16 protein-coding genes are annotated in these 22,129 nt (G+C 73.7%); 10 read left to right on the forward strand and 6 right to left on the reverse strand.

Features of this window, described 5'->3' with window-relative positions; translation table 11 throughout:
* Positions 1–3 precede the first annotated feature (3 nt).
* The gene (locus ABD976_RS08530; protein WP_345359912.1) at positions 4–1,947 is read right to left on the reverse strand and encodes an acyltransferase family protein; all 1,944 of its coding nucleotides are present in this window, start codon (positions 1,945–1,947) and stop codon (positions 4–6) included.
* Between the two features lie 225 nt (positions 1,948–2,172).
* Here ABD976_RS08530 and ABD976_RS08535 point away from each other — a divergent pair, with 225 nt between their 5' ends.
* Positions 2,173–3,333 (forward strand): hypothetical protein, encoded by a 1,161-nt coding sequence (locus ABD976_RS08535; protein WP_345359915.1) that lies wholly within the window; start codon positions 2,173–2,175, stop codon positions 3,331–3,333.
* Positions 3,334–3,370: 37 nt separating this feature from the next.
* Here the strand turns inward: ABD976_RS08535 and ABD976_RS08540 are convergent, their stop codons facing one another.
* Both ABD976_RS08540 and ABD976_RS08545 read right to left on the reverse strand, forming a co-directional pair.
* Positions 3,371–3,706, reverse strand: coding sequence for a transposase (locus tag ABD976_RS08540; protein ID WP_345359918.1), 336 nt, complete (start codon positions 3,704–3,706; stop codon positions 3,371–3,373).
* 287 nt (positions 3,707–3,993) lie between these two features.
* On the reverse strand, positions 3,994–7,221 hold the full coding sequence (locus ABD976_RS08545) for a glycosyltransferase (RefSeq protein WP_345359921.1): 3,228 nt from the start codon (positions 7,219–7,221) through the stop codon (positions 3,994–3,996).
* A gap of 209 nt (positions 7,222–7,430) precedes the next feature.
* On the opposite strand from ABD976_RS08545, the gene ABD976_RS08550 reads away from it, so the two are divergent.
* The 3 genes from ABD976_RS08550 to ABD976_RS08560 are packed head-to-tail and all read left to right on the forward strand — an operon-like array spanning position 7,431 to position 9,821.
* Complete coding sequence (locus tag ABD976_RS08550) at positions 7,431–7,709, forward strand: hypothetical protein (protein ID WP_345359924.1); 279 nt, start codon at positions 7,431–7,433, stop codon at positions 7,707–7,709.
* Positions 7,693–9,162 carry a sensor histidine kinase gene (locus tag ABD976_RS08555; RefSeq protein ID WP_345359927.1) on the forward strand — a complete coding sequence of 490 codons (1,470 nt, stop codon included), beginning with the start codon at positions 7,693–7,695 and terminating at the stop codon, positions 9,160–9,162. Before ABD976_RS08550 ends, ABD976_RS08555 begins: the two co-directional genes overlap by 17 nt.
* Positions 9,159–9,821: a response regulator transcription factor gene (locus ABD976_RS08560; protein ID WP_345359930.1), complete on the forward strand. Its 663-nt coding sequence runs from the start codon at positions 9,159–9,161 to the stop codon at positions 9,819–9,821. The genes ABD976_RS08555 and ABD976_RS08560 overlap by 4 nt, the downstream gene beginning before the upstream one ends.
* A gap of 324 nt (positions 9,822–10,145) precedes the next feature.
* On the opposite strand, the gene ABD976_RS08565 is transcribed toward ABD976_RS08560, so the two are convergent.
* The gene (locus ABD976_RS08565) at positions 10,146–11,288 is read right to left on the reverse strand and encodes a baeRF11 domain-containing protein (protein ID WP_345359933.1); all 1,143 of its coding nucleotides are present in this window, start codon (positions 11,286–11,288) and stop codon (positions 10,146–10,148) included.
* A 252-nt stretch (positions 11,289–11,540) separates the two neighbouring features.
* Here ABD976_RS08565 and ABD976_RS08570 point away from each other — a divergent pair, with 252 nt between their 5' ends.
* From ABD976_RS08570 to ABD976_RS08580, 3 genes are all read left to right on the forward strand, one after another.
* A complete protein-coding gene (locus ABD976_RS08570; RefSeq protein WP_345359936.1) occupies positions 11,541–12,440 on the forward strand; it encodes an EamA family transporter in 900 nt (299 codons plus the stop codon).
* Between the two features lie 370 nt (positions 12,441–12,810).
* Entirely contained in the window at positions 12,811–14,292 is a 1,482-nt protein-coding gene (locus ABD976_RS08575) for an SLC13 family permease (RefSeq protein ID WP_345359939.1), read from the forward strand.
* A gap of 25 nt (positions 14,293–14,317) precedes the next feature.
* Complete coding sequence (locus ABD976_RS08580) at positions 14,318–15,472, forward strand: glycerate kinase family protein (protein WP_345359942.1); 1,155 nt, start codon at positions 14,318–14,320, stop codon at positions 15,470–15,472.
* 74 nt (positions 15,473–15,546) lie between these two features.
* Here the strand turns inward: ABD976_RS08580 and ABD976_RS08585 are convergent, their stop codons facing one another.
* Positions 15,547–17,349: a gamma-glutamyltransferase family protein gene (locus ABD976_RS08585; protein ID WP_345359945.1), complete on the reverse strand. Its 1,803-nt coding sequence runs from the start codon at positions 17,347–17,349 to the stop codon at positions 15,547–15,549.
* Between the two features lie 156 nt (positions 17,350–17,505).
* On the reverse strand, positions 17,506–18,804 hold the full coding sequence (locus tag ABD976_RS08590) for a UDP-glucose dehydrogenase family protein (RefSeq protein WP_345360601.1): 1,299 nt from the start codon (positions 18,802–18,804) through the stop codon (positions 17,506–17,508).
* A gap of 205 nt (positions 18,805–19,009) precedes the next feature.
* Here ABD976_RS08590 and ABD976_RS08595 point away from each other — a divergent pair, with 205 nt between their 5' ends.
* The 3 genes from ABD976_RS08595 (at position 19,010) to ABD976_RS08605 (ending at position 22,127) form a co-directional block, all read left to right on the forward strand.
* The gene (locus ABD976_RS08595) at positions 19,010–19,954 is read left to right on the forward strand and encodes an aldo/keto reductase (RefSeq protein ID WP_345359948.1); all 945 of its coding nucleotides are present in this window, start codon (positions 19,010–19,012) and stop codon (positions 19,952–19,954) included.
* Between the two features lie 306 nt (positions 19,955–20,260).
* Positions 20,261–21,019, forward strand: coding sequence for an SDR family NAD(P)-dependent oxidoreductase (locus tag ABD976_RS08600; RefSeq protein WP_345359951.1), 759 nt, complete (start codon positions 20,261–20,263; stop codon positions 21,017–21,019).
* A 61-nt stretch (positions 21,020–21,080) separates the two neighbouring features.
* Positions 21,081–22,127: an NAD(P)-dependent alcohol dehydrogenase gene (locus ABD976_RS08605; RefSeq protein ID WP_345359954.1), complete on the forward strand. Its 1,047-nt coding sequence runs from the start codon at positions 21,081–21,083 to the stop codon at positions 22,125–22,127.
* Positions 22,128–22,129 lie beyond the last annotated feature (2 nt).

Raw genomic sequence — 22,129 nt, forward strand, 5'->3', positions numbered from 1 at the left:
CGGTCAGCGCCGGTCGATCCGGTCCGAACGCGGGTCCCGGAAGCTGGGCCGGGTGGCCTCCTCGGCGGGCTCCGGCGCACGACCGTGCCTGCTCCCCGGTGGGCGCGGCGGCGCCCCCGGGCGCTCGGGAGGCGGCGGCGCGAGGTCCCCGGACAGCGACGCCTCGTCGGGCGCGCGCCACGGCCCCGGGCGGGGCGCCGCCGGACGTCCCGCGGGCGGGCGGGCGGCCGGACGCCGGGCCTGCGCGGGCGGTCCCGGAACGGGCAGACCGTTCGCGGGGGTGCCTGGGGCGGGAGCGCCGTTCACCGGCGGGCCGGGAGTCCGAGCACCGTTCGGCGGGAGGCCCGGAGCTCGACCGCCGTTCGGCGCGGCGCCTGGGCCTGGAGCGCCGTTCGGCGGAGCGCCCGGCGCGGGGATGCCCGGTGCGGGAGTGCCTGGTGCCGGAGTACCCGGCGCCGGAGTACCCGGCGCGGGAGTGCCCGGTGCCGGAGTACCCGGTGCGGGAGTGCCCCGCGCGGGAGTGCCCGGCGCCGGAGTGCCCGGTACGGGAGTGCCGGGTGGCCGCGCACCGTGTCGGGGCGGGCCGCCCCGGCCGGGCGCGGGCAGGCCGCCCGCCGGGGTGCCGGGGTTCGGCAGGCCCGGGGGCGGAGTCGCGGGCGGGCGCGGCGGACCCGGGCGCCCCGGCTGCGGACGGCGGTGCGTCGGCGGCTCGGGGCGCACGTCCTCCTCCGGCTCCTCCTCGAAGTCCCCGTGGTCCTCGTAGTCCTCGTAGTCGTCGTAGTCGTCGTAGTCCTCGCGGTCGTCGAAGTCGTCGTCGTCGAAGTCCTCGTCGGCGTCGTCCTCGTCGTCCTTCGGGCCGACCGAGTCGTGCCGCGGCGAGCGCTGCGGGGCGATGTAGTGCCGGAGCTGCATCGTCGGCTCCTCGACGAACTTCCACGACAACGTGCCCAGCACGTAGGCGATCGGCATCGCGCACACCAGCATCAGGTACTGGTTGGCGACCCCGGCCATGGCGAGCAGCTGCTGCACCGGGAAGCCCCACACGTAGACGCCGTAGCTGCCGTTGACCCACAGCCCCGGCACGGTCAGCCGGGCGGGCCAGAAGTGCCCGACGACGATGACCGCGTAGCCCACCACGAACGTCATCAGGAACGACGCCGCGACGCTGTTCGGCATCATCGCCACCACCGCGATCCCGGCGAGCATCGCGGTCGGCGACAGCGGGATCCGGTAGAGGTTGAGCACCACGCCCAGCGCGAAGGCCACCAGGAACGCCACCAGCGACTCCACCGGGACCGCCAGCAGCGAGCCCGCCGACTCCGGTTCCGGCTGGTGCTCCAGGTGCCGGTCCCAGACCACCAGCGCGACCAGCGCCGCCACCGAGATCCAGCGGAAGCGGTGCTTGGCCGCGCCGATCAGCAGCAGGGCGTAGAGGCCGGCGTAGGCCAGCAGCTCCATCGGCAGCGTCCACAGCGAGCCGTTCACCGCGTCCGGCCACGGGTTGTCGCTGAACACGCCGGGGAGTTCGTGCTCCAGGGTGAGCAGTCCGGCGTTGTTGATCACGTAGCCCCAGGTGTCCCGGGAGCCGAAGTAGTCGCCGAGCGAGAGCGTGGTGATCAGCGGCCCGACGATCAGCGCCATCCCGATCGACACGGTGAGCATCGGCGGCCACAGCCGCAGCACCCGCTTGACGGCGAAGCGCAGCGGGTGCGGATCGCGCATCCAGCTCTCGGTGATCTGGAAGCCGCTCATGGCGAAGAACCCCATGAGCACGCCCTCGTCCGGCTGCACCGGCCACTCCGGCGGGAACAGCTCCCCGGAGCCGACCAGCGGCGAGCAGTGCCCGTAGATGACCAGCAGCGCACCGATCATCCGGATCCAGGCGAAGCCGTGGTGCGGCTGGGCGAACGACTCAGGGTTGGTGTGAACGACCCGAGCGTCACCCACTCAGATCACCCCATCAGCTAAAAAAGGCCCCCACGACCTGCACGACGCCGGGTAGCGTATCTCCCACGAACGGGTTTGGGCGGTCATTGCCGCCAGTCGGACGCACCCGACCAGCCACCTGCTCCGATCGTTATCCGGCCGGTGCACCCGCGAACCTCGGCACCGTGCAGAATGGCGATCGATCGCATGTGGGGGCGTTTCGCGCGAACGGGAAAGGGCGCATCGGTGACCTGGCAAGACGAGCTGCAGAACCTCGACGCCGAGCTCGCGGCGGGGCGGATCTCAGCTGAAGAGTACCGCCAGCGGCGGGACGCGGTGCTCGGGCGGGCCCAGAACGGACCGTCCTCGGGCGGCTTCCCGCAGCAGGGCCCGAACTCCGGCGGCTTCCCGCAGCAGGGGCCGAACTCCGGCGGTGTGCCGCAGCAGAACCCGTTCCCGCCCGCGTTCAGCTGGGGCGAGGCGGCGCAGGCCGCCCAGCAGGACAACAGCACCCAGGTGGTGCCGAACCCGAACTCCGAGAGCACCCAGGTGGTCAACGTCGGCCAGCAGGGCTGGGGCCAGCAGGCGGCCTGGGGACCGCAGCAGTCGAGCTGGGGCAACGAGAGCGGCAGCACGAACACGCCGTGGGGCGGATCCGACATGCCTCCGCCGCCGCCCCCGCAGGACCGGGGCACCGAGCCCGCCTGGATGCGGCAGGGCCCGGAGGTCTTCGAGTCCGCGGGCAAGTCCAAGAAGGGCCTGTGGGTCGGCGTTTCGATCGGCGCCGTGCTGGTCGTGGTGCTCGTCGTCGCGGGCGTCTTCTACTTCACCAGCGGCGGGGAGGAACCCGATCCGCAGGCGCAGCAGACCCAGCAGGCACCTCCGCCGCCGCCGACGCCCGAACTGCCCGCTCCCCCGGCGGCCAAGCCGGCCCCGCCCGGTTCGGCCGAGGCGCTGATCCCCGCGCCGGGCCCGCCGCACACCTGGAGCGGCCCGCTCGACGTGCCCGCGCTGCAAGGCGCCAAGGGCGGTCTGCTGATCCCCGAGGTGCTGGAGCCCGCGTTGCAGGCCGGGCTGGTCGACGGCTGGTTCAACGGCAGCGACCCGAACGCGCCCGCGCCGCGGGTCACGCTGCTGGCGTTCCAGATGCCGGACGAGCAGGCCGCGCTCGACGTGGTCGAGAACTACATGGACCGCCAGACCGGGCTGTCCGAGGTGGACGACCTGTCGTACCAGGGCGTGCCGGTGGTGACCACGGGCGACACCTTCCGCACCGCCTACGTCGGCCACCAGTGGGCGGTCATCGTCGACGTCTCCGCCGACCAGGACGCGCAGGCCAAGCAGGTCTTCGACGACCTGCTCACCCAGCAGCTCAACCACCTCCCGCCCACCTACCTGGGCGAGTGACCACCGAGGGGGTGCCTCCGGCCTGCCGGAGGTACCCTCACCAGGGCTCGGGCCCGGGAGAGGCCATCGCCGACCGGGTGAAGTCCATCCGGTAGGAGGACGGCAACCGGTCCCGCAGGATCGGCCGCAGCTCCGCCCACACCCCGGTCCGCTGCCATTCGGCCAGCCGCCGCTGGCAGGTCGCACCGGAACCGAACCCCACCTCCGGCGGCAAGTGCTCCCAGCGGAGACCGTTGTAGAGCACGAACAGGACGCCCTGCAACGTCGTGCGGTCGTCGGGATCTCCGGGGGACGTGTCCTGCGGCCAGGGCAGCAACGGCTCGACCATCGCCCACGTCCCGTCGTCGACCTCCCACGGCTTCTGGCGTGCCACGGCACCTCCACGAGCACGGGTGCGGATCAAGGCGCACCCCGACCGTGCCACACCCCGCGAGCCGGATTCAGCCCGAACGCACCCGGCACCTGCCCTCACTCGAACGTGACATGAGTGAGGGGCACCCTGTACCACGTGACTTGGTACAGGGTGCCCCTCACTCAAGGCACGAAGAGGTGCGGTGACCGGGGCGTCACCCGTTCCGGTGTTGAGTGAGGGGCACCCTTGCCCGAGTTACTTGGGCAAGGGTGCCCCTCACCTGGATCCGGTGCTACGCCGGGCTGGTGCTATGCCGGGCTGGTGCGGGGGTCGGGGGTGGTGCGGAGGTCGGCGGTGGTGAGGCCGTCGACGGTGGTGAGCAGCTCGGTGAGGCAGCGCTTCGAGACCTCCGGGCCGAACTGGGCCTCGATGGCGTCCCGGCCGGAGGCCGACATCCGCAGCCAGTGGTCGTCGTCGGTGAGCAGCCGGATCACGGCGGCGGCCAGCCCGGCGGCGTCGTCGGCGACCAGCACGTCGCGGCCGTGGTCCAGGTGCATCCCCTCGACGGCCATCGTGGTGCCCGCGACCGGCACGCCCAGGCTCAGGCTCTCGCCGACCTTGCCCTTCACCCCGGCGCCGAAGCGCAGCGGCGCGAGGGTGGCGCGGGCCCGGTCGTACATCGGCCCCAGGTCGGCGACCCAGCCGTGCACCTCGACGCCCGCTCCGGCCAGCGCGCGCACCTCCTCGGTCGGGTTGCTGCCCACCACGTGCAGCACCGCGTCCGGGCAGACCTCGCGGACCAGCGGCATGATCTCCCGCGCCGCCCAGCGGGCCGCGTCGGTGTTCGGCGGGTGGTCGAAGCCGCCGACGAACACCACGTCGCGGCGGCCGTCGAGGGTCACCGGCGTGCGGTCCGGCAGGTGCACGTTGGACAGCACCCGCACGTCGGCGTCGGGCACCAGCTCGCGCAGCAGGCGCTGCTCGGCCTCGGAGACGACCAGGGTGACGTCGCAGGACCGGGTCAGCCCCAGCTCCATCTCGCGGGAGGCGAAGGACTTGCGGCGCAGCGCGGCGGCGCGGTCCCGCTCGCCTTCCCGCTCGGCCAGCTCCGCCTCCCGGTCCAGCCGCAGGAAGTGCACGTCCACCGTGTCGTAGGCGATGACGGCCTGGGGAGCGCAGGTGCGCAGCTCCTCGACCAGGCTCCACGCGACCTGCGGCCGGGACAGCAGCGCCAGCGAGATCTCCTGGCCCGCCTCGGCGAGGAACGCCTGCTGGAGTTCCGGGGCGGGCAGCACGGTCACGCCGAGCTGCTGCAACTCCTCGGTGTAGCGCTTCGGCGCGGCGTGGTTGGCGGGGAAGAACACCACCCGGCAGCCCAGTGCGACGAGCTGCTCCAGCACCCGGCTGATCCGCACCGAGCCGGAGTCGAAGTCCGGCCGCGGCACCTGGTGGTCCTTGACCAGCACGAGCGGCCCGCGGTGCCCGCGGGTGCCGCGCTGCCGGGCCAGCCACAGCGCGGTCGGCGAGGCCTCCGGCAGGTGCTCGGCGGCCAGCACCTCGCCCCACTTCTCGACGAACACCTGCCGGTTGAGCTCTTGGTGCTTCTTCACCCCGGTGGTCTCGTCAGTGCCGTGGGAGACGCCTTCGTGGTGCACGACGACGGCCTTGGGCTGCACCACCGTGCGGTACCCGGCGGCGCGCACCGCGAAGGCCAGGTCGGTGTCCTCGTAGTAGGCCGGGGCGAAGCGGGTGTCGAACCCGCCGAGCTGGTGGAACACCTCGGCGCGCACCAGGATCGCCGCGCCGGAGCAGTAGTCGACGTCGCGCAGCACGTTGAACTCGGCGCCCCCGGCGGTCCGGTTCCGGCCGTAGTTCCAGCCGGTGCCGTCGGACCAGACGATGCCGCCGGCCTCCTGGAGCGTGCCGTCCGGGTAGACCAGCTTCGCCCCGACCAGCCCGATCCGGTCGTCGGAGTTCATCGTGTCCATCAGGACGTCGAGCCAGGACTCGGTGACGGTGGCGTCGTTGTTCAGGAAGAACAGGTGCTCGCCCCGGGCGTGTTCGGCGCCGAGGTTGCAGGCGCCGATGAACCCGAGGTTGCGCTCGGCGCGGACCAGCCGGACGCCCTCGCACTCGGCGAGCTTGGCGGCGCTGTCGTCCGGGGAGGCGTCGTCGACGACGATCACCTCGAACGGCACCGTCACGTGGTGGCCGCCGAGGAACCGCAGGCACTGCCGGGTGTAGGACCACTTGCCGTGCACCGGGACGATCACGCTGACCACCGGGTGCTCGCTGCGCGGCACTGGCAGCGGTCCGGTACCGACCTCCTCGACCGGCCGGGCGGCGCCGGGCTCGCGGCCCAGCGCGATCTCGTAGACGTCGCGGCGTCCGGTGCCGCGCGGTGCGACCCGCTCCACGAGCTGCCGGTACTTGGTCACCGCGCGCTGCACCAGCGCGGAGTTCTGCGCTTCGAGCTCGGCGTTGCGCTCGGTGAGCTCCTCGGCGCGGCGCTCGGCGCCGGCCACCCGGCCCTCCAGCCGGGCGATGGTGTCGGTGAGCCACTCGATGCGGACCTCGGCGCGCTCGGCCTGCTGCCGCGCTTCGAGCAGCTCGACCCCGGCGCCCTCGGCGCGCTCGGCCTCGACGCGGCGCAGCTCCTCCAGCCGGGCCACGGCGCCCTTGAGCTCCTCGGCGTCGGCCTGCACCGCCCGGTGCAGGTCGTTGAGCCGCGCGACGTCGGCGACCGCCCGGTCCCGCTCGGCGCGGACGTCGGCGCCGGGCTCGGGGCCGACCCGGCCGTCGGCGTCGAGCAGCAGCGCCGCGGCGGGCAGCTTCGGGAGCTGGCGGTCGGAGGCGACGCCGAGCAGGTAAGTGTGCGGCACGCCGGGTTCGACGGTCCAGCCGGTGCCGTCGCGGCGCAGCGTCTGCAACCGCACGCCCTCCACGACGGTGTCCAGGTCGCCGGGGTCGGTCGGCGCGAGCAACGACCCGGCCGCGACGTTCTGCTTGAGCACCGCGACGTGCCGGAAGGCGCCTTCGAGCAGGCCGGTGAACTCGGTGGCGGTGAGCTCCTCGACGTGGAACGGGTTGTCGGCGGCGTGGGCGGTGGTGTCCGGCGTGCTGATCAGCGCCAGGCCACCGGGCGCGAGCCGGGCGCGGACCAGGGCGAGCACCGCGTCGTGGTCGGCGACGTGCTCGATCGCCTCGAAGCACACCACCACGTCGAACGGCGGCTCGTCGGCGAGCAGGTCGGCGTCGGTGAGCGAGCCGATCTCGAAGCGGACGTCGGGGTAGCGGGCCCGGGCGTGTTCGACGGCGGCCTCGTCGACGTCCACGCCCACCACCGCCGCGGCCTCGCGCGCCAGCAGCGCGGCGCCGTAGCCTTCACCGCTGCCGAGGTCGAGCACCCGCTTGCCGCGCACGTGGCGTGCGGCCAGGGCGTAGCGGTGGTAGTGCTCGTAGACGACCTGGAGGTCATCGGCCCACGGCACGCAACGTTCCCCGGTCCAGTCGAGCGGGGTGTCGGTCTCGTTCATCGAAAGTTCCTCATGACCTGCGCGAGTGGCGGAGCGAGCGCCGTTGCCGAAGGCAGGCTAGCGCTTCGACGGGTCCGCTGTTCGGGGGACTGCTGAGGTCGTGGTGCTCACCCGGCGGGGTGGCGGTCGACGTGCCAGGTCGGCGCGGATGAAAGAGTTCTCATTCGCCTTTCATCTCCGCTTCCGAAGATCACGACACGCTGAGGACCATGAGATCGGTTCCCAGAGCGGCCCTGCTCCTCGCGGCGTTGGCGCTGCCGATCGCCGCCGTGCTGCTGAGCTTCGCCCTGACCGGCGGCCCGCGCAGCCCCGAAGTGCCCGCGAAGGTCGAGGTGGGCAGCTCGCCGGGACAGCAACCGCCCGCACCGCCGCCCGAGCCGAACCCGGGCTCGAACCCCGGCGCACCGCCACCGCCGCCGCCCGACCAACTGCCACCGCCGCCGCCCGAGGACGATGACGACGACGATGACGATGACGACGACGACTGATCGGGCCGCCGAGCCCGCCCGTCGGCAGGGCACCCGCATCCCGGCCCGCGCGCAGATCATGGGCTGGCTGCTGCTGGTGCTCGTCGTCGTCCTGATGGCGATCATGCTGATCGTCCGGCAACACCTCTACAACGACTCCGAGGACCAGGTCACCCAGGCGCTGGAGCAGGAGGCCGGGGAGTTCGTCGCGTTCGCCGAACGCGGCCGCGACCAGCGCGGGCAGCCCTTCACCGGCGCCGAGTCGCTGTTCCTCAGCTACCTGGAGCAGCAGTACCCCGACCAGGCCGAGGCGCTGGTCGGGGTGTGGGAGACCCCGACCGGGCTCAGCCGGCCGCTGTCCCAGGGCCAGGAGGACGAGCTGGAGCGGCTCGCCCGCGATCCGGCGCTGCTGGCCCGGATCACCTCGTCCCCGCTCCCGCACGGCGAGGTCGACACCGCAGCCGGGCCGATGCGCTGGCTGCGGGTGCAGGCCGACACCGGCACCGGCGAGCGGGCCTGGTTCGTCACCGCCCACTTCACCGCGGACAGCATCGCCGACACCGAGCGGACCGTCCGGATGCTGCTGCTGATCAGCGCGTTCGGGGTGCTGCTGGCCGCGGCGCTGTCCTGGGTGGTGGCCGGGTTGATCCTGGCGCCGATCCGGCAGGTCCGGCAGACCGCCGCCGAGATCAGCGAGCAGGACCTGACCCGGCGCATCCCGGTGGCCGGGCGCGACGACATCGCCGCGCTGTCCGACCAGTTCAACGCGATGCTCGACCGGCTGGAGGACGCCTTCCGCATCCAGCGGCAGTTCGTCGACGACGCCAGCCACGAGCTGCGCACCCCCATCACCATCGTCCGGGGCAACCTGGAACTGCTCGGCGACGACCCGGCCGAGCGCGAGGAGGTGGTCCGGCTCTGCACCGACGAGCTGGACCGGATGACCCGGATCGTGGAGGACCTGCTCATCCTGGCCAAGGCCGACCGGCCCGACTTCGTCCGCCCGGCCCCGGTCTCGCTGGCCGAGCTGACCAGCGACATCGAGGCCAAGGCGCGGTCGCTGGCCGACCGGCAGTGGTCGCTGGAGGCCATCGGCGAGGGCGAGGTGGCCGTCGACGAGCAGCGCGTCACCCAGGCGATGATCCAGCTCGCGCAGAACGCCGTGCAGCACACCCAGCCCGGTGCGCGGATCAAGGTCGGCTCCGCGCTGCGGCAGGGCGTGGTGTCGCTGTGGGTCACCGACACCGGTCCCGGCGTCGCGCCCGACGACGTGGAGAAGATCTTCGACCGGTTCGCGCACGGCCCCGGGCCGGGCAAGGGCGGCGCCGGACTCGGCCTGGCGATCGTCAAGGCCATCGCCGACGCCCACCACGGGCGGGTGCGGGTGCTCTCCGCCCCGGGCGAGGGCGCCACCTTCGGGCTCGAGCTGCCCGCCTTCCCCCCGCACGCCCCGACCGAGGAGACCACGGCATGAGCAAGATCCTGATCGTCGAGGACGAGGACCGGATCGCCGCGTTCATCGAGAAGGGCCTGCGCGCGAACGGCTTCGGCACCACCGTCGTCGGCGACGGCGACACGGCCCTGGACTACCTGCTGACCGGGGACTTCGACCTGGTGGTGCTCGACCTCGGGCTGCCCGGCAAGGACGGCTTCTCGGTGCTGCGCGCGGTGCGGTCCCAGCACGTCACGGTCCCGGTGATCATCCTGACCGCGCGGGACTCGGTGCACGACACGGTCGCCGGGCTGGAGGGCGGCGCGGACGACTACATGACCAAGCCGTTCCGGTTCGAGGAGCTGCTGGCCCGGGTGCGGCTGCGGCTGCGGCCCGGCGACCGGGCGCCCGAGGTGACCGTGCTCCGCGACGGCGACCTGTCGCTGGACCTGCGCACCCGGCGGGCCCAGGTGCCGGAGGCCGTTGTCGACCTCACCGCCCGCGAGTTCGCCATGCTGGAGCTGTTCCTGCGCCACGCGGGCCAGGTGCTCTCCCGCGAGCAGATCCTGTCGCACGTCTGGGGCTACGACTTCGACCCGGGCTCCAACGTCGTCGACGTCTACGTCCGGGCGCTGCGCCGCAAGATCGGTGCCAAGCGCATCCGCACCGTCCGCGGCATGGGCTACCGCCTAGGCGCCTGACCCCCCGGCGCCCACAACGGCGCGCCCCGGGGAACACCCGTTCGTGCCATGAGTGAGGGGCACCCTTGCCCAAGTTACTCGGGCAAGGGTGCCCCTCACCTACTTCCCGAACGGGTGGCGAACGGGCGCGTCGGGGTCCGGGCCACCTCGGCGCCATGTGCGAGGTGGGGCGTGTGCGCGGGATGCGGCGGAGGCCGCTCCCCGCGTCGTCGCACCGCGTGGGTTGTGGGTGAGGGGCACCCTGTACCACGTGACTTGGTACAGGGTGCCCCTCACTCAGTTCACGTTCGGGTGGCGCGCGCGCCGGTGACGGGGCCGGGGTGGTCAGGCGGGTGGGCGGTAGCGGAGGATCGCCGCCACCGGGCCTTCGCCGGGGATGTCCGGGCGGCGGACCGCCAGGACCCGCCCGTCGGTGAGCCAGACGCGCCGGGCGATCTCGTCCACCACGCCGTAGTCGGCGGCGGACTCGGCCGGGCTGGGGTCGCTCCCGGTGAAGGTGACGCCGCCCGCGTCGTCGACGTGGCCGGGCTCGACGCTGTCGATGTCGACGAAGGCGGTGTCCACCGCGCCGAGGGTGGCGAGCCGGGCGACCTCGGCGACGTCGGTCGCGGTGAGCGCCTGGCTGACGCGGGCGTCGAAGCGCTCGCGCACGGCGCGCAGCTCGTCGGCGTGGACGTCGTCGAGCACCGCGCGGGCGTCCGAAGCGAGCTCGCGATCGGTGCTCTCCTCGGGATTGCCGGTGAGCCCGACCGGGGCCAGCTCGGCCGCGCCGCAGATCGAGCGGAAGGTGCTCTGCAACGGCTCCGTCGCGGCCAGGATCAGCGGCATCCCGCTGCCGGTGACCAGCGGGCGCAGCGCCCGGTCGACCTCCCGCGCGTACTGGGTCAGGCGCAGCTTGCGGCCCTCGTCGCCCTGGAGGCGGCGGATCGGCGACCGGTCGTCGGTGTAGTAGTGCCCGAGGATCGTGTCGATGTTCTTCGGCAGGTCGCGGACCTCCACGTGCTTCGGGTCCATGTCCGAGACGATCTGGAGCACCCGCACCGAGTTCTGCGCCAGCGCGAGCAGCAGCGCGGTCTGCGGGAAGGTGACCGCGCGCAGCAGCGGTTTCACGTGGAACCTGTCGGCGACCTCGACGCCCGGCTGCAACCGGTTCGGCAGCCGGAACGTCCGGATCGAACCCGGCGTGGCGAAGACGGCGAGGCTGCGGGCCTGGAAGCGCCAGAACTCGGTGTCCTCGATCAGCGCGACCAGGTGTTCCTCGACCGCCGCCACGTCGTGCTTGTCCACCCCGCCCGCGCGGAGCTGGTCCAGCGCCTCGCGCCCGCGCCCGCGCAGTTCGAGCTGGTTCGAGTTGTCGATCGCGGTCGGGTCCGTGACGAGGTAGAGCGAGGCGCTGGCCCGATCGCGCGCCGCCAGCAGGGCGCTGATCTGCCTCCGGGTCGGGATGTCGGTGTGCAGGATCGCCATGAAGACCTCCCCGTCGGGCTCCGGTTCCGGACGCTACCGGCGGCACCCGGCCGCCGCGATTTCGCGGAACCACCGCTCCCCGGGACCGCCGGGCGGGGCGGGGCACCTAGGGTTGGGCCGTGAACTCGCACTGGCACCGCGTCCTGCCGCCCCCGTCCGCCTGACGGGCGGCGTCCTCCACCGCACCCCCGCCACCGCGGGGGTGTCCTCGCGCGCCCGTTCGCCCGCGTCCCCGCGAACGGAAGAGTTCACATGGATCTGCACACGTCCGTCCCGCCCACCCGGCTGCGCACCTTCGCCGCCGGACCGCTGCCGGTGCTCGTCGCCGCGGCGCTCTGGGGCACCACCGGCACCGCCGCGTCCTTCGCGCCCGCCGACCCGGTGTCGATCGGTGCCGCGACCATGGGTTTCGGCGGCCTGCTGCTGCTCGCCCTCGCCGGGCGTTCGGCGCTCACCGCCGCCCGCGCCGCCGGGCCCGGCCTGCTGCTGCTCGGCGCGCTGGCGGTCGCCGTCTACCCGCTGGCGTTCTACACCTCGATGGCGCTGGCCGGGGTCGCCATCGGCACCGTCGTGGCGCTCGGCTCCGCACCCGTGTTCGCCGCGCTGCTGGAGCGCTGGGCCGACGGCGCCCGGCTCGACGGCCGGTGGGCCCTGGCCGCCGCGCTGTCCGTCCTCGGCGGGGCGCTGCTCATCACCGGCGGTTCCCGGGAGGGCGGCGGGGACGGCTCGGTCCTCGGCGTGCTGCTCGGGTTGCTGGCCGGGGCCACCTACGTCGTCTACTCGTGGGTCGCCGGTCGGTTGATGCGGCGCGGGCACGGCTCGCGCGCGGTGCTCGGCGCGCTGTTCGGAGCCGGTGCCGCGGTGCTGCTGCCGGTGCTCGCGCTGACCGGCGGGGGGCTGTTGCGCTCGACGACCGGCGTGCTGGTCGCGGGCTACCTCGCGCTGGTGCCGATGGGGCTCGCCTACGTCGCCTTCGGGGCCGGGCTGCGCCGCACGCCGGTCCGCGTCGCCACCACGCTCACCCTGCTGGAACCGCTGGTCGCGGCGGTGCTCGGCGTGGTCGTGGTCGGTGAGCGGTTCGGCGCGCAGTCCTGGCTCGGCATGGCGCTCCTCCTCGCCGGGCTCGTCCTGGCGGGCACCCGGCGCCCCTGACGCGCCGGAGGGGAACCTTCCTCGCACCGGGCGACAGGAAGGTTCCCCTGCTGGCATCCGATGGCCTTCGAGGCGCGGGGCATTGCCTCACTCGTTCGGGTGGAAGTCGTGGGGGCGCGCCGTCCGCGGCGTCGGGTCGGGTCCGAGTTCGACGGTTGCTCCACAGATCATGAACGCGGGTTGTGCACAACTGTGGATAACTCTCTCCACAGCTGTGCACAACCCACCCCTCGTGGCCGCATTTCCGCAGTTCAAGCCCCTGTGGATAACTCAATCCACAGGACTGTGGACAACTGGGGCGAAGATGAATGTGAAGCGGTCCTCATGGTTGGTTCACGTGCGCCTCAGCAGTACGACCGACGCTGGCAACATGACCGAGGACCGCACGGACTACGCCACCGTTCCCCGGCCGTCGCGTCCCCGGCCCGCACCCGCGAACGCCGGCGCGGGATGGGCGATCGGCATCACCGCCGCCGCGCTCGCCGCGCTGGGACTGGTCGCGCTCCCCTCGTCGAGCTTCAGCTTCGACGGGCTCAACGGCACCGGGCTGCTCACCCTGCTGCTCTTCGCGGCCGCGGTGGCGGGCTGGCTGCACCCGCGGCTCGACGACACCCACGTCGCGCTGGCGGCGGCCGCGACCGCGGTGCTGCTCGGCGCGCTGGACCCGGACGCGTTGTTCGCCACCCTCGGCGCGGAACCGATCTGGCTGCTCATCGCCGCCTTCGTGCTGGCCGCCGGGGTGAACACCACGGGTCTGCCCGCCCGGCTGGCGATCGGGCTGGCCGCCCGCGCCCGCGGGCCGCGCGGTCTGGCGCACCTGATCACGCTCGGCGTGGTGCTCACCGCGCTGCTGATCCCGAGCACCAGCGGCCGGGCCGCGCTGCTGGTCCCGCTGCACCGCGCGCTGGGCACCGCGTTCGAAGGACGCCCGCGGCTGGTGCGCGCCTTGGCGCTGCTGCTGCCCACCACGGTGCTGCTCTCCGCCGTCGCGACCCTCGTCGGGGCCGGCGCGCACCTGATCACCAGCGAGATCCTCGCCGCGACCACCGGCGCGGGCATCGGTTTCGCCGAGTGGCTGCTGTGGGGGCTGCCGTTCGCGGTGGTCAGCTCGCACCTGGCCGCGGAGCTGGTGCTGCTGCTGACCACCGATCACGCCGAGCGCCGCGCCCCGGTGCGGGTGGACGCCGCCGCGCTGCGCGCCGAGCTGGGCGTGCCGGAGCAGCGGACCCGCGCCGAGCTGCGCGCCCTGCTGCTGCTCGGCGGCGTCGTGCTGCTGTGGAGCACCGAGCCGCTGCACGGGCTGCCGCCCGCCCTGGTCGCGCTGGCCGGTGCGCTGCTGATCACCTCGCCGCGGATCGGCGTGGTCAAGCTCGGCAAGGCCGTCGGGGAGATCCCGTGGTCGCTGCTGCTGTTCATGGCGGCCACCGCGGCCCTCGGCGCGGCGCTGGCCGCGTCCGGCGCGGCGACCTGGCTGGCCGACCTGGCGCTGGACGAGGCGGAGGGCACCGCGCTGCTCATCGCGGTGGTCGTGGTGAGCACGGCCGCGCACCTGGTGGTGCAGTCCCGCTCGGCGCGCTCGTCGGTGCTGGTGCCGCTGGTCGTCGCGGCGGCGCTGGAGAGCGGGCTGAACCCGGTGGCGCTGGCGTTCGCCTCCACCGCCGCGGCCGGCTTCTGCCACACGCTGCCCTCGTCGGCCAAGCCGGTCGCGATGTTCTCCCGGCTCGACCCGCCGCTGGCCTGCCCGCCGCGCGACCTGCTGCGGCTGTCCGCGCTGCTGGCGCCGCTGATCAGCGCGCTGGTCGTGGTGTTCGCCCTCGTCGTCTGGCCGCACCTGGGCCTCCCGCTGTTCTGACCACCCCGTCCACCGAGGAGAGATCATGATGCGTTTCGTCGTCGCCCCCACCGGGTTCAAGGAGTGCTTGGACGCCGATGCGGTGGCCGACTGGATCGGCGTGGGCATCCGCCGCGTCGTCCCGGCCGCGATCGTCGACACCATGCCGCTGGTCGACGGTGGTGAGGGCTCGGCCCGGTTGCTGGCCGACTCCACCGGGGGCGAGCTGGTGCCCGTCGCGGTCACCGGCCCCGTCGGGGAGCGGATCGACTCGCACTTCGCCCTGCTCGGCGGCCCGGGGCCGCGCACCGCGTTCGTCGAGATGGCCGCCGCCGCCGGGCTGGCGCTGGTCCCCCCGACGCAGCGCGATCCCGGGGCGACGACGAGCCGGGGCGTCGGCGAGCTGATCAGCGCGGCCCTCGACCTCGGCGTCGAGCGGATCACCATCGGCTGCGGCGATTCCGGCACCTGCGACGGCGGGCTCGGGGCGCTGCGGGCGCTGGGCGCGCGGGTGCTCGACGTCGACGGCCGGGAGATCGGGGAAGGCGGGCGGCACCTGGCCGAGGCGGCGCGGATCGACACCGCCGACCTCGATCCCCGGTTGGCGAAGGTGGAGCTCACCGTGGCGGTCAACCCGGACAACGTGCTGTGCGGCCCGGTGGGGGTCGCCCGCCGGTACGGGCCGCAGAAGGGGGCGACGCCGGAGCGGATCGAGCAGCTCGCCCGGGGGATGCGCCGCTGGTCGGCGCTGCTGGCCGAGCACAGCGGGACGGACTACTCCGGGCTGCCCGGCGGCGGTGCCTCCGGCGGGCTGGGCGCGGGGTTGGCCGGGGTGCTCGGCGCGCGGCTGGAGTCGCGGTTCGACGTCTTCCTCGACGGCGGCGAGCTGGTGCACCGGCTGCGGGCCGCGGACCTGGTGATCACCGCGGAGGGCTCGATCGACGCCTCCACCGCGCTGGGCAAGATCCCGGCCGAGGTCGCGCGGCGGGCCAAGCGCCACGGCAAGCCGGTGATCGCCCTGTGCGGCACCATCGGTCCGGGCGCCGAGAGCAGCTACGACACCGGGATCGACGCGTTCACGGGCATCCTCACCGGCCCGGTCGAACTCGCCGACGCCATCACCCGCGCGCCCGAGCTCATCGCCGACGCGACCGCGCGCACCCTCCGGATGCTCCTCGTCGGCCGCGCACTCACCGCCTGATCCCCGGCAGGTGCGGGGCACCTTCATCCGGCTTGCTCGGATGGAGGTGCCCCGCACCCAGGTCGCTTCCGGCGTCAGCGGCCCGCCGCGTACCCCTGGGCACCCCGGGCGTTGGCCGCCGCGCGGAGCAGGCCGGTCTCCGGGTCGCGGGAGACCGCCGAGAGGCGGCCGAGGGCCCACTCCCCCGCGTCGAGCACGTCGTGACCCCGGCGGCGCAGCTCGTCGAGGCGGTCGGCGCCGAGGCGGGACTCGGCGACCAGCCGACCGGGTTCCCAGCCGCGCGGGTAGAACGAGGCCGGGAACGCGCCGGTGTGCCAGGCGGGGGCGTCGATGGCCTCCTGCAGGTTCAGCCCGCCGTGCACGTGGGCCAGCCAGAAGCAGAGCTGCCACTGGTCCTGCTGGTCCCCGCCGGGGGTGCCGAAGGCCAGCGCCGGAACCCCGCCGCGCAACGCCAACGACGGGCTGAGGGTGATCCGGGGGCGCTTGCCGGGGGCCAGCGAGTCGGGCAGGCCCTCCTCCAACCAGAACATCTGCGCCCGGCTGCCGAGGCAGAAGCCCAGCTCGGGGATGGTCGGCGAGGACTGCAACCAGCCGCCGGAGGGCGTCGCGGTCACCATGTTGCCCCAGCGGTCGACCACGTCGAGGTGCACGGTGTCGCCGCGGCTCTCCCCGGTCGGCGAGACGGTGGGCTCGCCGATGCCCACGCCGCTGGGATCCTTCGGGGCCTCCAGGCCGCGCCCCTCGGCGACGTAGCGGGGCAGCACCGGGGTGCGGCCCCCGGGCGCGCCGGGGCGCAGTTCGAGGGAGGCGCGGTCGCCGATCAGCTCGCGCCGCGACGCGGCGTACTCGCGGGAGACCAGGTCGGCGAGCACGGCGGGGTCGGCGGAGTCGCCGTACCAGGCCTCGCGGTCGGCGAAGGCGAGCTTGGCGGCCTCCACCGCGGCGTGCACGGTGTCGGCGTCGGCGATGCCGTCCTGGTAGCCGACCGGCAGCCCCTCCAGCAGCCGGAGCTGCTGCGCCAGCGCGGGGCCCTGCGTCCAGATGCCGAACTTGGCCAGCGTCCAGTCCTCGCCCAGCTCGGCGGTCAGCGGCTCCTCGTAGGTGGCCTGGTAGTCGGCCATGTCCTGCGCGGTGAGCACCCCGGCGTGGTCGCGGCCGGAGTTGTCCCGGTGCGGGGTGGCGACGAACTTCTCCACCGCCTCGGCGACGAAGCCCTGCGACCAGGCGCGGCGGGCGGCGTCGAGCTGGGCCTCCCGGCCCGCCCCGGCGGCTTCGGCCTCGGCGAGCAGCCGCTCCCAGGTGTCGGCGAGCGCGGGGTTGCGCAGCAGGCCGCCCGGGGCGGGGGTGGCGCCGTCGGTGAGCCAGAGCTGCGCGGAGGTCGGCCAGTGCTCGGTGAACATGGCGCGGACGGTGTCGATCGTGGTGCGGATCTTCTCCACGGCCGGGAACCCGCCGCGGGCGTAGCCGATCGCGTACTTCAGCACCTCGCGCAGCGTCTTGGTGCCGTGGTCGCGCAGCAGCAGCAGCCAGCCGTCCCAGGCGCCGGGGACGGTGGTGGCGAGGAAACCGGTGCCGGGCACCAGTTCCAGGCCGAGTTCGTCGCGGTAGTGGCCGAGGGTGGCTCCGGCGGGCGCCGGGCCCTGCCCGCACAGCGCGCGCGGGCGCGGGTCCTCCGCGGTGGCGAACAGCGCGGGCACCTCACCGCCCGGACCGTTGAGGTGCGGCTCGACGACCTGGAGGACGAAGCCCGCGGCGACGGCGGCGTCGAAGGCGTTGCCGTCGTCCTCGAGCACCGCCATGCCCGCCGCGGAGGCGAGCCAGTGGGTCGAGGCGACCATCCCGTGCGTTCCGGCGATTTCGGGGCGAGTGGTGAACACCTCGACACCTTAGGCACCTCTCACCCTTCCGAGCGATAGTGCGCGGGGACGGGATCGGAGTGAGGGGCACCCTTGCCCAACACACTGGGACAAGGGTGCCCCTCACCCCGTTCACGATCACCCGGCCGAGCGGGCGGTGCCCGCCACGCGCGCGGTTCACACTGCGGTGGTGTCCGGGGTGGGGTGGCCGACGCCGTGCCAGACCAGACCCGCCCGGCCCAGCGCGTCCGGGTCCAGGTGGTTGCGGGCATCGACCACCACCGGCGAGGCCATCAACCCCGCCACCCGCGCCCAGTCCATCGACCGGAACACCGGCCACTCGGTCAGCACCACCAACCCCGCCGCACCCTTGACCACCTCGTACGGATCCTCCACCAACGCGATCCCCTCGACCGGACCCGCCAGACCCGGATCGCAGGCCACCAGCTCCGCCCCCCGCTCGGCCAGCAACCCCGCCACCGCCAACGCCGGCGACTCCCGCACATCATCAGTACCGGCCTTGAACGCCAACCCCCACAACCCCACGCGCTTACCGGCCACCGACCCCCCGCACGCGGCCACCACCTTGCCCACCACCCGCTCCCGCTGCCGCTCATTGGCCGCCACCGCCGCCCGCAACAACCCGAACTCGAACCCCACCGACTCCGCCACCCCCAACAACGCCGCCGTGTCCTTCGGCAGACACGAACCACCCCACCCCGGACCCGGCGCCAGGAACGACCCCCCGATCCGCCGGTCGTAACCCATCCCCTCGGTCACATCCCCGATATCGGCCCCCACCCGCTCGCACAACTCCGCCACCGCATTCACATACGACAACTTCATCGCCAGAAAACAATTCGCCGCGTACTTCACCATCTCCGCACTCGCCGCATCCGTGAGCACCGTCGGCGCCCCCAACCGCGCGTACAACGCCGCCACCCGCTCCGCCGCGTCCTGCGACTCCGACCCCACCACGATCCGGTCCGGACGCAGGAAATCCTCCACCGCCGAACCCTCCCGCAAGAACTCCGGATTGCTCACCACCCCCACATCCGGCCGCCCCACCAACGCCCGCAACCGCGCCGCCGTCCCCACCGGCACCGTCGACTTCGTCACCAGCACCGCACCCGAAGCCAGCACCGGCCCCACCTCGGCCACCACCGACTCCACCACCGACAAATCAGCCAAACCCCCCGCACCCATCGGCGTCGGCACGCACAGGAACACCACCTCCGCCCCCGCCGCCGCCTCCGCCGAACCCACCACGAACTCCAACCGCCCCGCCGACAACCCCTCCGCCACCAACTCCCCCAAACCCGGCTCCCGAATCCCCACCTCACCCCGACGCAACGCCGCCACCTTCACCGCATCCACATCGCTGCACACCACCCGATGCCCCAACGACGCCAGGCACGCCCCCGTGGTCAACCCGACATAACCGGTCCCCACCACCACAATCCGACGGGCGAACATCCCGGATCCCTCCCTCGACACGCTCGTGACCAGGGGCAGCGTGGCACAGCGGAGGCGCTCGCCGAGCCGCATCGGCAACTGTTCATCACCCGGACGTCCCAGGTGACGCGGTGGTGATCGGGCGTTCAGCCGTCCGCCGACGCCGGGCCACCGCCCGCCGACGACCCGCCTCGGCGCGCGCCGGGCCACAACTAGGCTCCCGGGCGTGGAGCAGCGGCGGTTGGGCGAATCAGGTCTGGTGGTCAGCGCGGTCGGGCTCGGCTGCAACAACCTGGGCAGGCCGGGCACGGCGACGGAATCCCTGGCCGGGGCGCGGGAGGTGGTGGACGCGGCGCTGGACAGCGGGATCACGTTCTTCGACGTCGCCGACGTCTACGGGTCGCCGCGCGGGCGCAGCGAGGAGCTGCTGGGGCAGGCGCTGTCGGGTCGCCGGGAGAACGCGGTGATCGGCACCAAGTTCGGGCAGGACATGCAGGGCTCGAACGGTCCGGACTTCGGGGCGCGCGGGTCGCGCCGCTACCTGCGCCGGGCGGTGGAGTCCTCGCTGCGGCGGCTGGGCACCGACTGGATCGACCTCTACCAGCTGCACCGCCCCGATCCGCTGACGCCGCCGGCCGAGACCCTGGACGCGCTGGACGACCTGGTGCGCGAGGGCAAGATCCGCTACGTGGGGCTGGGCAACATGGCGGCCTGGCAGCTCGCGGACGCGGTGTGGACGGCCTCGGACGCGGGCGGCACCGTCCCGATCGCGGCGCAGAACCACTACTCGCTGCTGGCCCGGGAGGCCGAGCGGGAACTGGTGCCGGCGTGCCAGCGGTTCCGCGTCGGCCTGCTGCCGTACTTCCCGCTGGCCAACGGGCTGCTCACCGGCAAGTACCGGCGCGGTCAGACCGCACCGCCGGGCAGCAGGCTGGCCGAGCGCGGGCACCTGCTGGCCGACGCGCCGTGGGAGCGGATCGAGCGGCTGCGGTACTTCGCCGAGCAGGCGGGGGTGCCGATGACCGCGGTGGCGCTGGGCTGGCTGGCCGCGCAGCCGGTGGTCGGCTCGGTGATCGCCGGGGCGACCACGCCGGAGCAGGTGCGGACCAACGCCGCCGCGGGCCGGTGGCGACCGGACGCGGCCCAGCTCGCCGAGCTGGACGCCTTGTGAACCGCAGCGCTCCCGATCACCCGCCGTGACCGGCGGAATCCCTCGGACGGCGCGGAGAATGGCACCTGCGGCAGACGCGCGGCGCGGGCGGTGACGACCACCCTCGGAACATGGAGCTGATCGGGATCGCCGCCATGTTCGCCCTGCTCGCCCTGCTCGCCGCCGTGCCGCTGGTGGTGCTGCTCGCCGTCGTGGAGGGCAGGTCGCGCCGGGACCCGTAGCGCGGAGCCGGACGCTCGGGCTCCCGGGTGCTCGCCTCGGGGTGCTAGACAGGACGCCAGCACCCGGACGCGAGGAGCACACCTGATGTTGATCTCGGACACTGCGGCGATCGTCACCGGCGGGGCCTCCGGCCTCGGCGCCGCCACCGCGCGGGCGCTGGCGGGCAAGGGCGCGCTGGTGTTCGCCGTGGACCTGCCGGAGGCGATCAGCTCGGCCCCGGTGCTCGACGGCGTCACCTACGTGGCCGCCGACGTCACCGACGAGGACCAGGTCCGGACCGCGGTGGCGCAGGCGGCGGGCGGCGGCAACCCGCTGCGCATCGTGGTCAACTGCGCGGGCATCGGCCCGTCCGCCCGGGTCGTCGGGCGACAGGGCCCGCACGACCACGCCCTGTTCAGCAAGGTCGTCGAGGTCAACCTGATCGGCACCTTCACCGTGCTGCGGCTGGCCGCCGCGGCGATCGCCGAGACCGAGCCGGACGCCGACGGGCAGCGCGGCGTGGTGGTCAACACGGCCTCGGTGGCCGCCTACGACGGGCAGATCGGCCAGGCCGCCTACGCGGCGTCCAAGGGCGGCATCGTCAGCCTCACGCTCCCGGCGGCGCGCGACCTGGCGTCCTCCGGCATCCGGGTGATGACCATCGCGCCCGGCATCGTGGACACCCCGATGATGGCCACGGTGAGCGAGGAGTTCCGGGCGAATCTGGCGGCGGGCGTACCGTTCCCGAAGCGGCTCGGCGTGCCGGAGGACTACGCGCGGCTCGCGGTGGGGATCGTCGAGCACGACTACCTCAACGGCGAGGTCATCCGGATGGATGGCGCGTTGCGCATGGCTCCCCGGTAGTCCTGCGGTCGACGAGGCCGCGCAGCACGATGGGCGCAGTCGGATCAGCGGGAGGAACGGCATGGGCCGGACCATGAAGGCGGTGCAGTACTACGAGGTCGGGCGCAGCCCGCACGTCGTCGAGGTCCCGGTGCCGGAGCCGGGGCCGGGACAGGTGCTGCTCAAGGTGACCGCGGCGGGCATGTGCCACTCGGACATCTCGGTGATGAGCTGGCCGGCCGAGGAGATGCCCTACGAGCTGCCGATGACCCTCGGCCACGAGGGCGTCGGCACGGTCGCGGCGCTCGGGCCCGGCACGGTCGGCGTCGAAGAGGGCGAGTCCGTCGCGGTGTACGGGCCGTGGGGTTGCGGCGTGTGCTGGAAGTGCGCGCAGGGCAAGGAGAACTACTGCCTGCGCGCCGCCGAGCTGGGCATTCGGCCGCCGGGTCTGGGCCGGCCCGGTGCGATGGCGGAGTACCTGCTGGTCGACTCGGCCCGGCACCTGGTGCCGCTGCACGGGCTCGACCCGGTGCAGGCCGCGCCGCTCACCGACGCCGGGCTCACCCCGTACCACGCGATCAAGACGTCGATCCCGAAGCTGGTCGCCGGGTCGACGGCGGTGGTGATCGGCGCGGGCGGCCTCGGCCACCTGGCGATCCAGCTGCTGCGCGCCATGACGCCGTCGCGGGTGATCGCGATGGACATCGCCGACGACAAGCTGTCGCTGGCCCGCGAGGTCGGCGCGCACGAGGTGGTCCGCTCCGACCAGGACGCCGCGGCGCAGGTCAAGGAGCTCACCGACGGTCTCGGCGCGGAGGTCGTGCTGGACTTCGTCGGCAACGAGCCCACCGTGGCCGTCGCCGCGCGGTGCGCCGCGGTGGAGGCCGACATCAACATCGTCGGCGTCGCGGGCGCCCCGCTGCCGGTCGGCTTCGGCCTGCTGCCGTTCGAGGTCTCGGTGTCCTCGCCGTACTGGGGCAGCCGCGCGGAGCTGATCGAGGTCCTCGAACTGGCCCGCGGTGGCATGGTCAAGGCCCACGTCGAGACCTTCGGCATCGAGGAGACCCCGGAGATCTACGACCGCTTCCGCGAGGGCGGCATCCGCGGCCGGGCGGTCATCCTCCCCTGACA

Source organism: Saccharopolyspora cebuensis (assembly GCF_039542665.1).
GTDB lineage: Bacteria > Actinomycetota > Actinomycetes > Mycobacteriales > Pseudonocardiaceae > Saccharopolyspora > Saccharopolyspora cebuensis.

Bases quoted from the DNA above. Each gene is read 5' to 3' on its own strand.
- ABD976_RS08560 (WP_345359930.1), top strand. From the start codon at position 9,159: ATGAGCAAGATCCTGATCGTCGAGGACGAGGACCGGATCGCCGCGTTC.
- ABD976_RS08545 (WP_345359921.1), bottom strand. From the start codon at position 7,221: ATGAACGAGACCGACACCCCGCTCGACTGGACCGGGGAACGTTGCGTG.
- ABD976_RS08580 (WP_345359942.1), top strand. From the start codon at position 14,318: ATGATGCGTTTCGTCGTCGCCCCCACCGGGTTCAAGGAGTGCTTGGAC.
- ABD976_RS08565 (WP_345359933.1), bottom strand. From the start codon at position 11,288: ATGGCGATCCTGCACACCGACATCCCGACCCGGAGGCAGATCAGCGCC.
- ABD976_RS08600 (WP_345359951.1), top strand. From the start codon at position 20,261: ATGTTGATCTCGGACACTGCGGCGATCGTCACCGGCGGGGCCTCCGGC.
- ABD976_RS08575 (WP_345359939.1), top strand. From the start codon at position 12,811: ATGACCGAGGACCGCACGGACTACGCCACCGTTCCCCGGCCGTCGCGT.
- ABD976_RS08570 (WP_345359936.1), top strand. From the start codon at position 11,541: ATGGATCTGCACACGTCCGTCCCGCCCACCCGGCTGCGCACCTTCGCC.
- ABD976_RS08550 (WP_345359924.1), top strand. From the start codon at position 7,431: ATGAGATCGGTTCCCAGAGCGGCCCTGCTCCTCGCGGCGTTGGCGCTG.
- ABD976_RS08590 (WP_345360601.1), bottom strand. From the start codon at position 18,804: ATGTTCGCCCGTCGGATTGTGGTGGTGGGGACCGGTTATGTCGGGTTG.
- ABD976_RS08555 (WP_345359927.1), top strand. From the start codon at position 7,693: ATGACGACGACGACTGATCGGGCCGCCGAGCCCGCCCGTCGGCAGGGC.
- ABD976_RS08605 (WP_345359954.1), top strand. From the start codon at position 21,081: ATGGGCCGGACCATGAAGGCGGTGCAGTACTACGAGGTCGGGCGCAGC.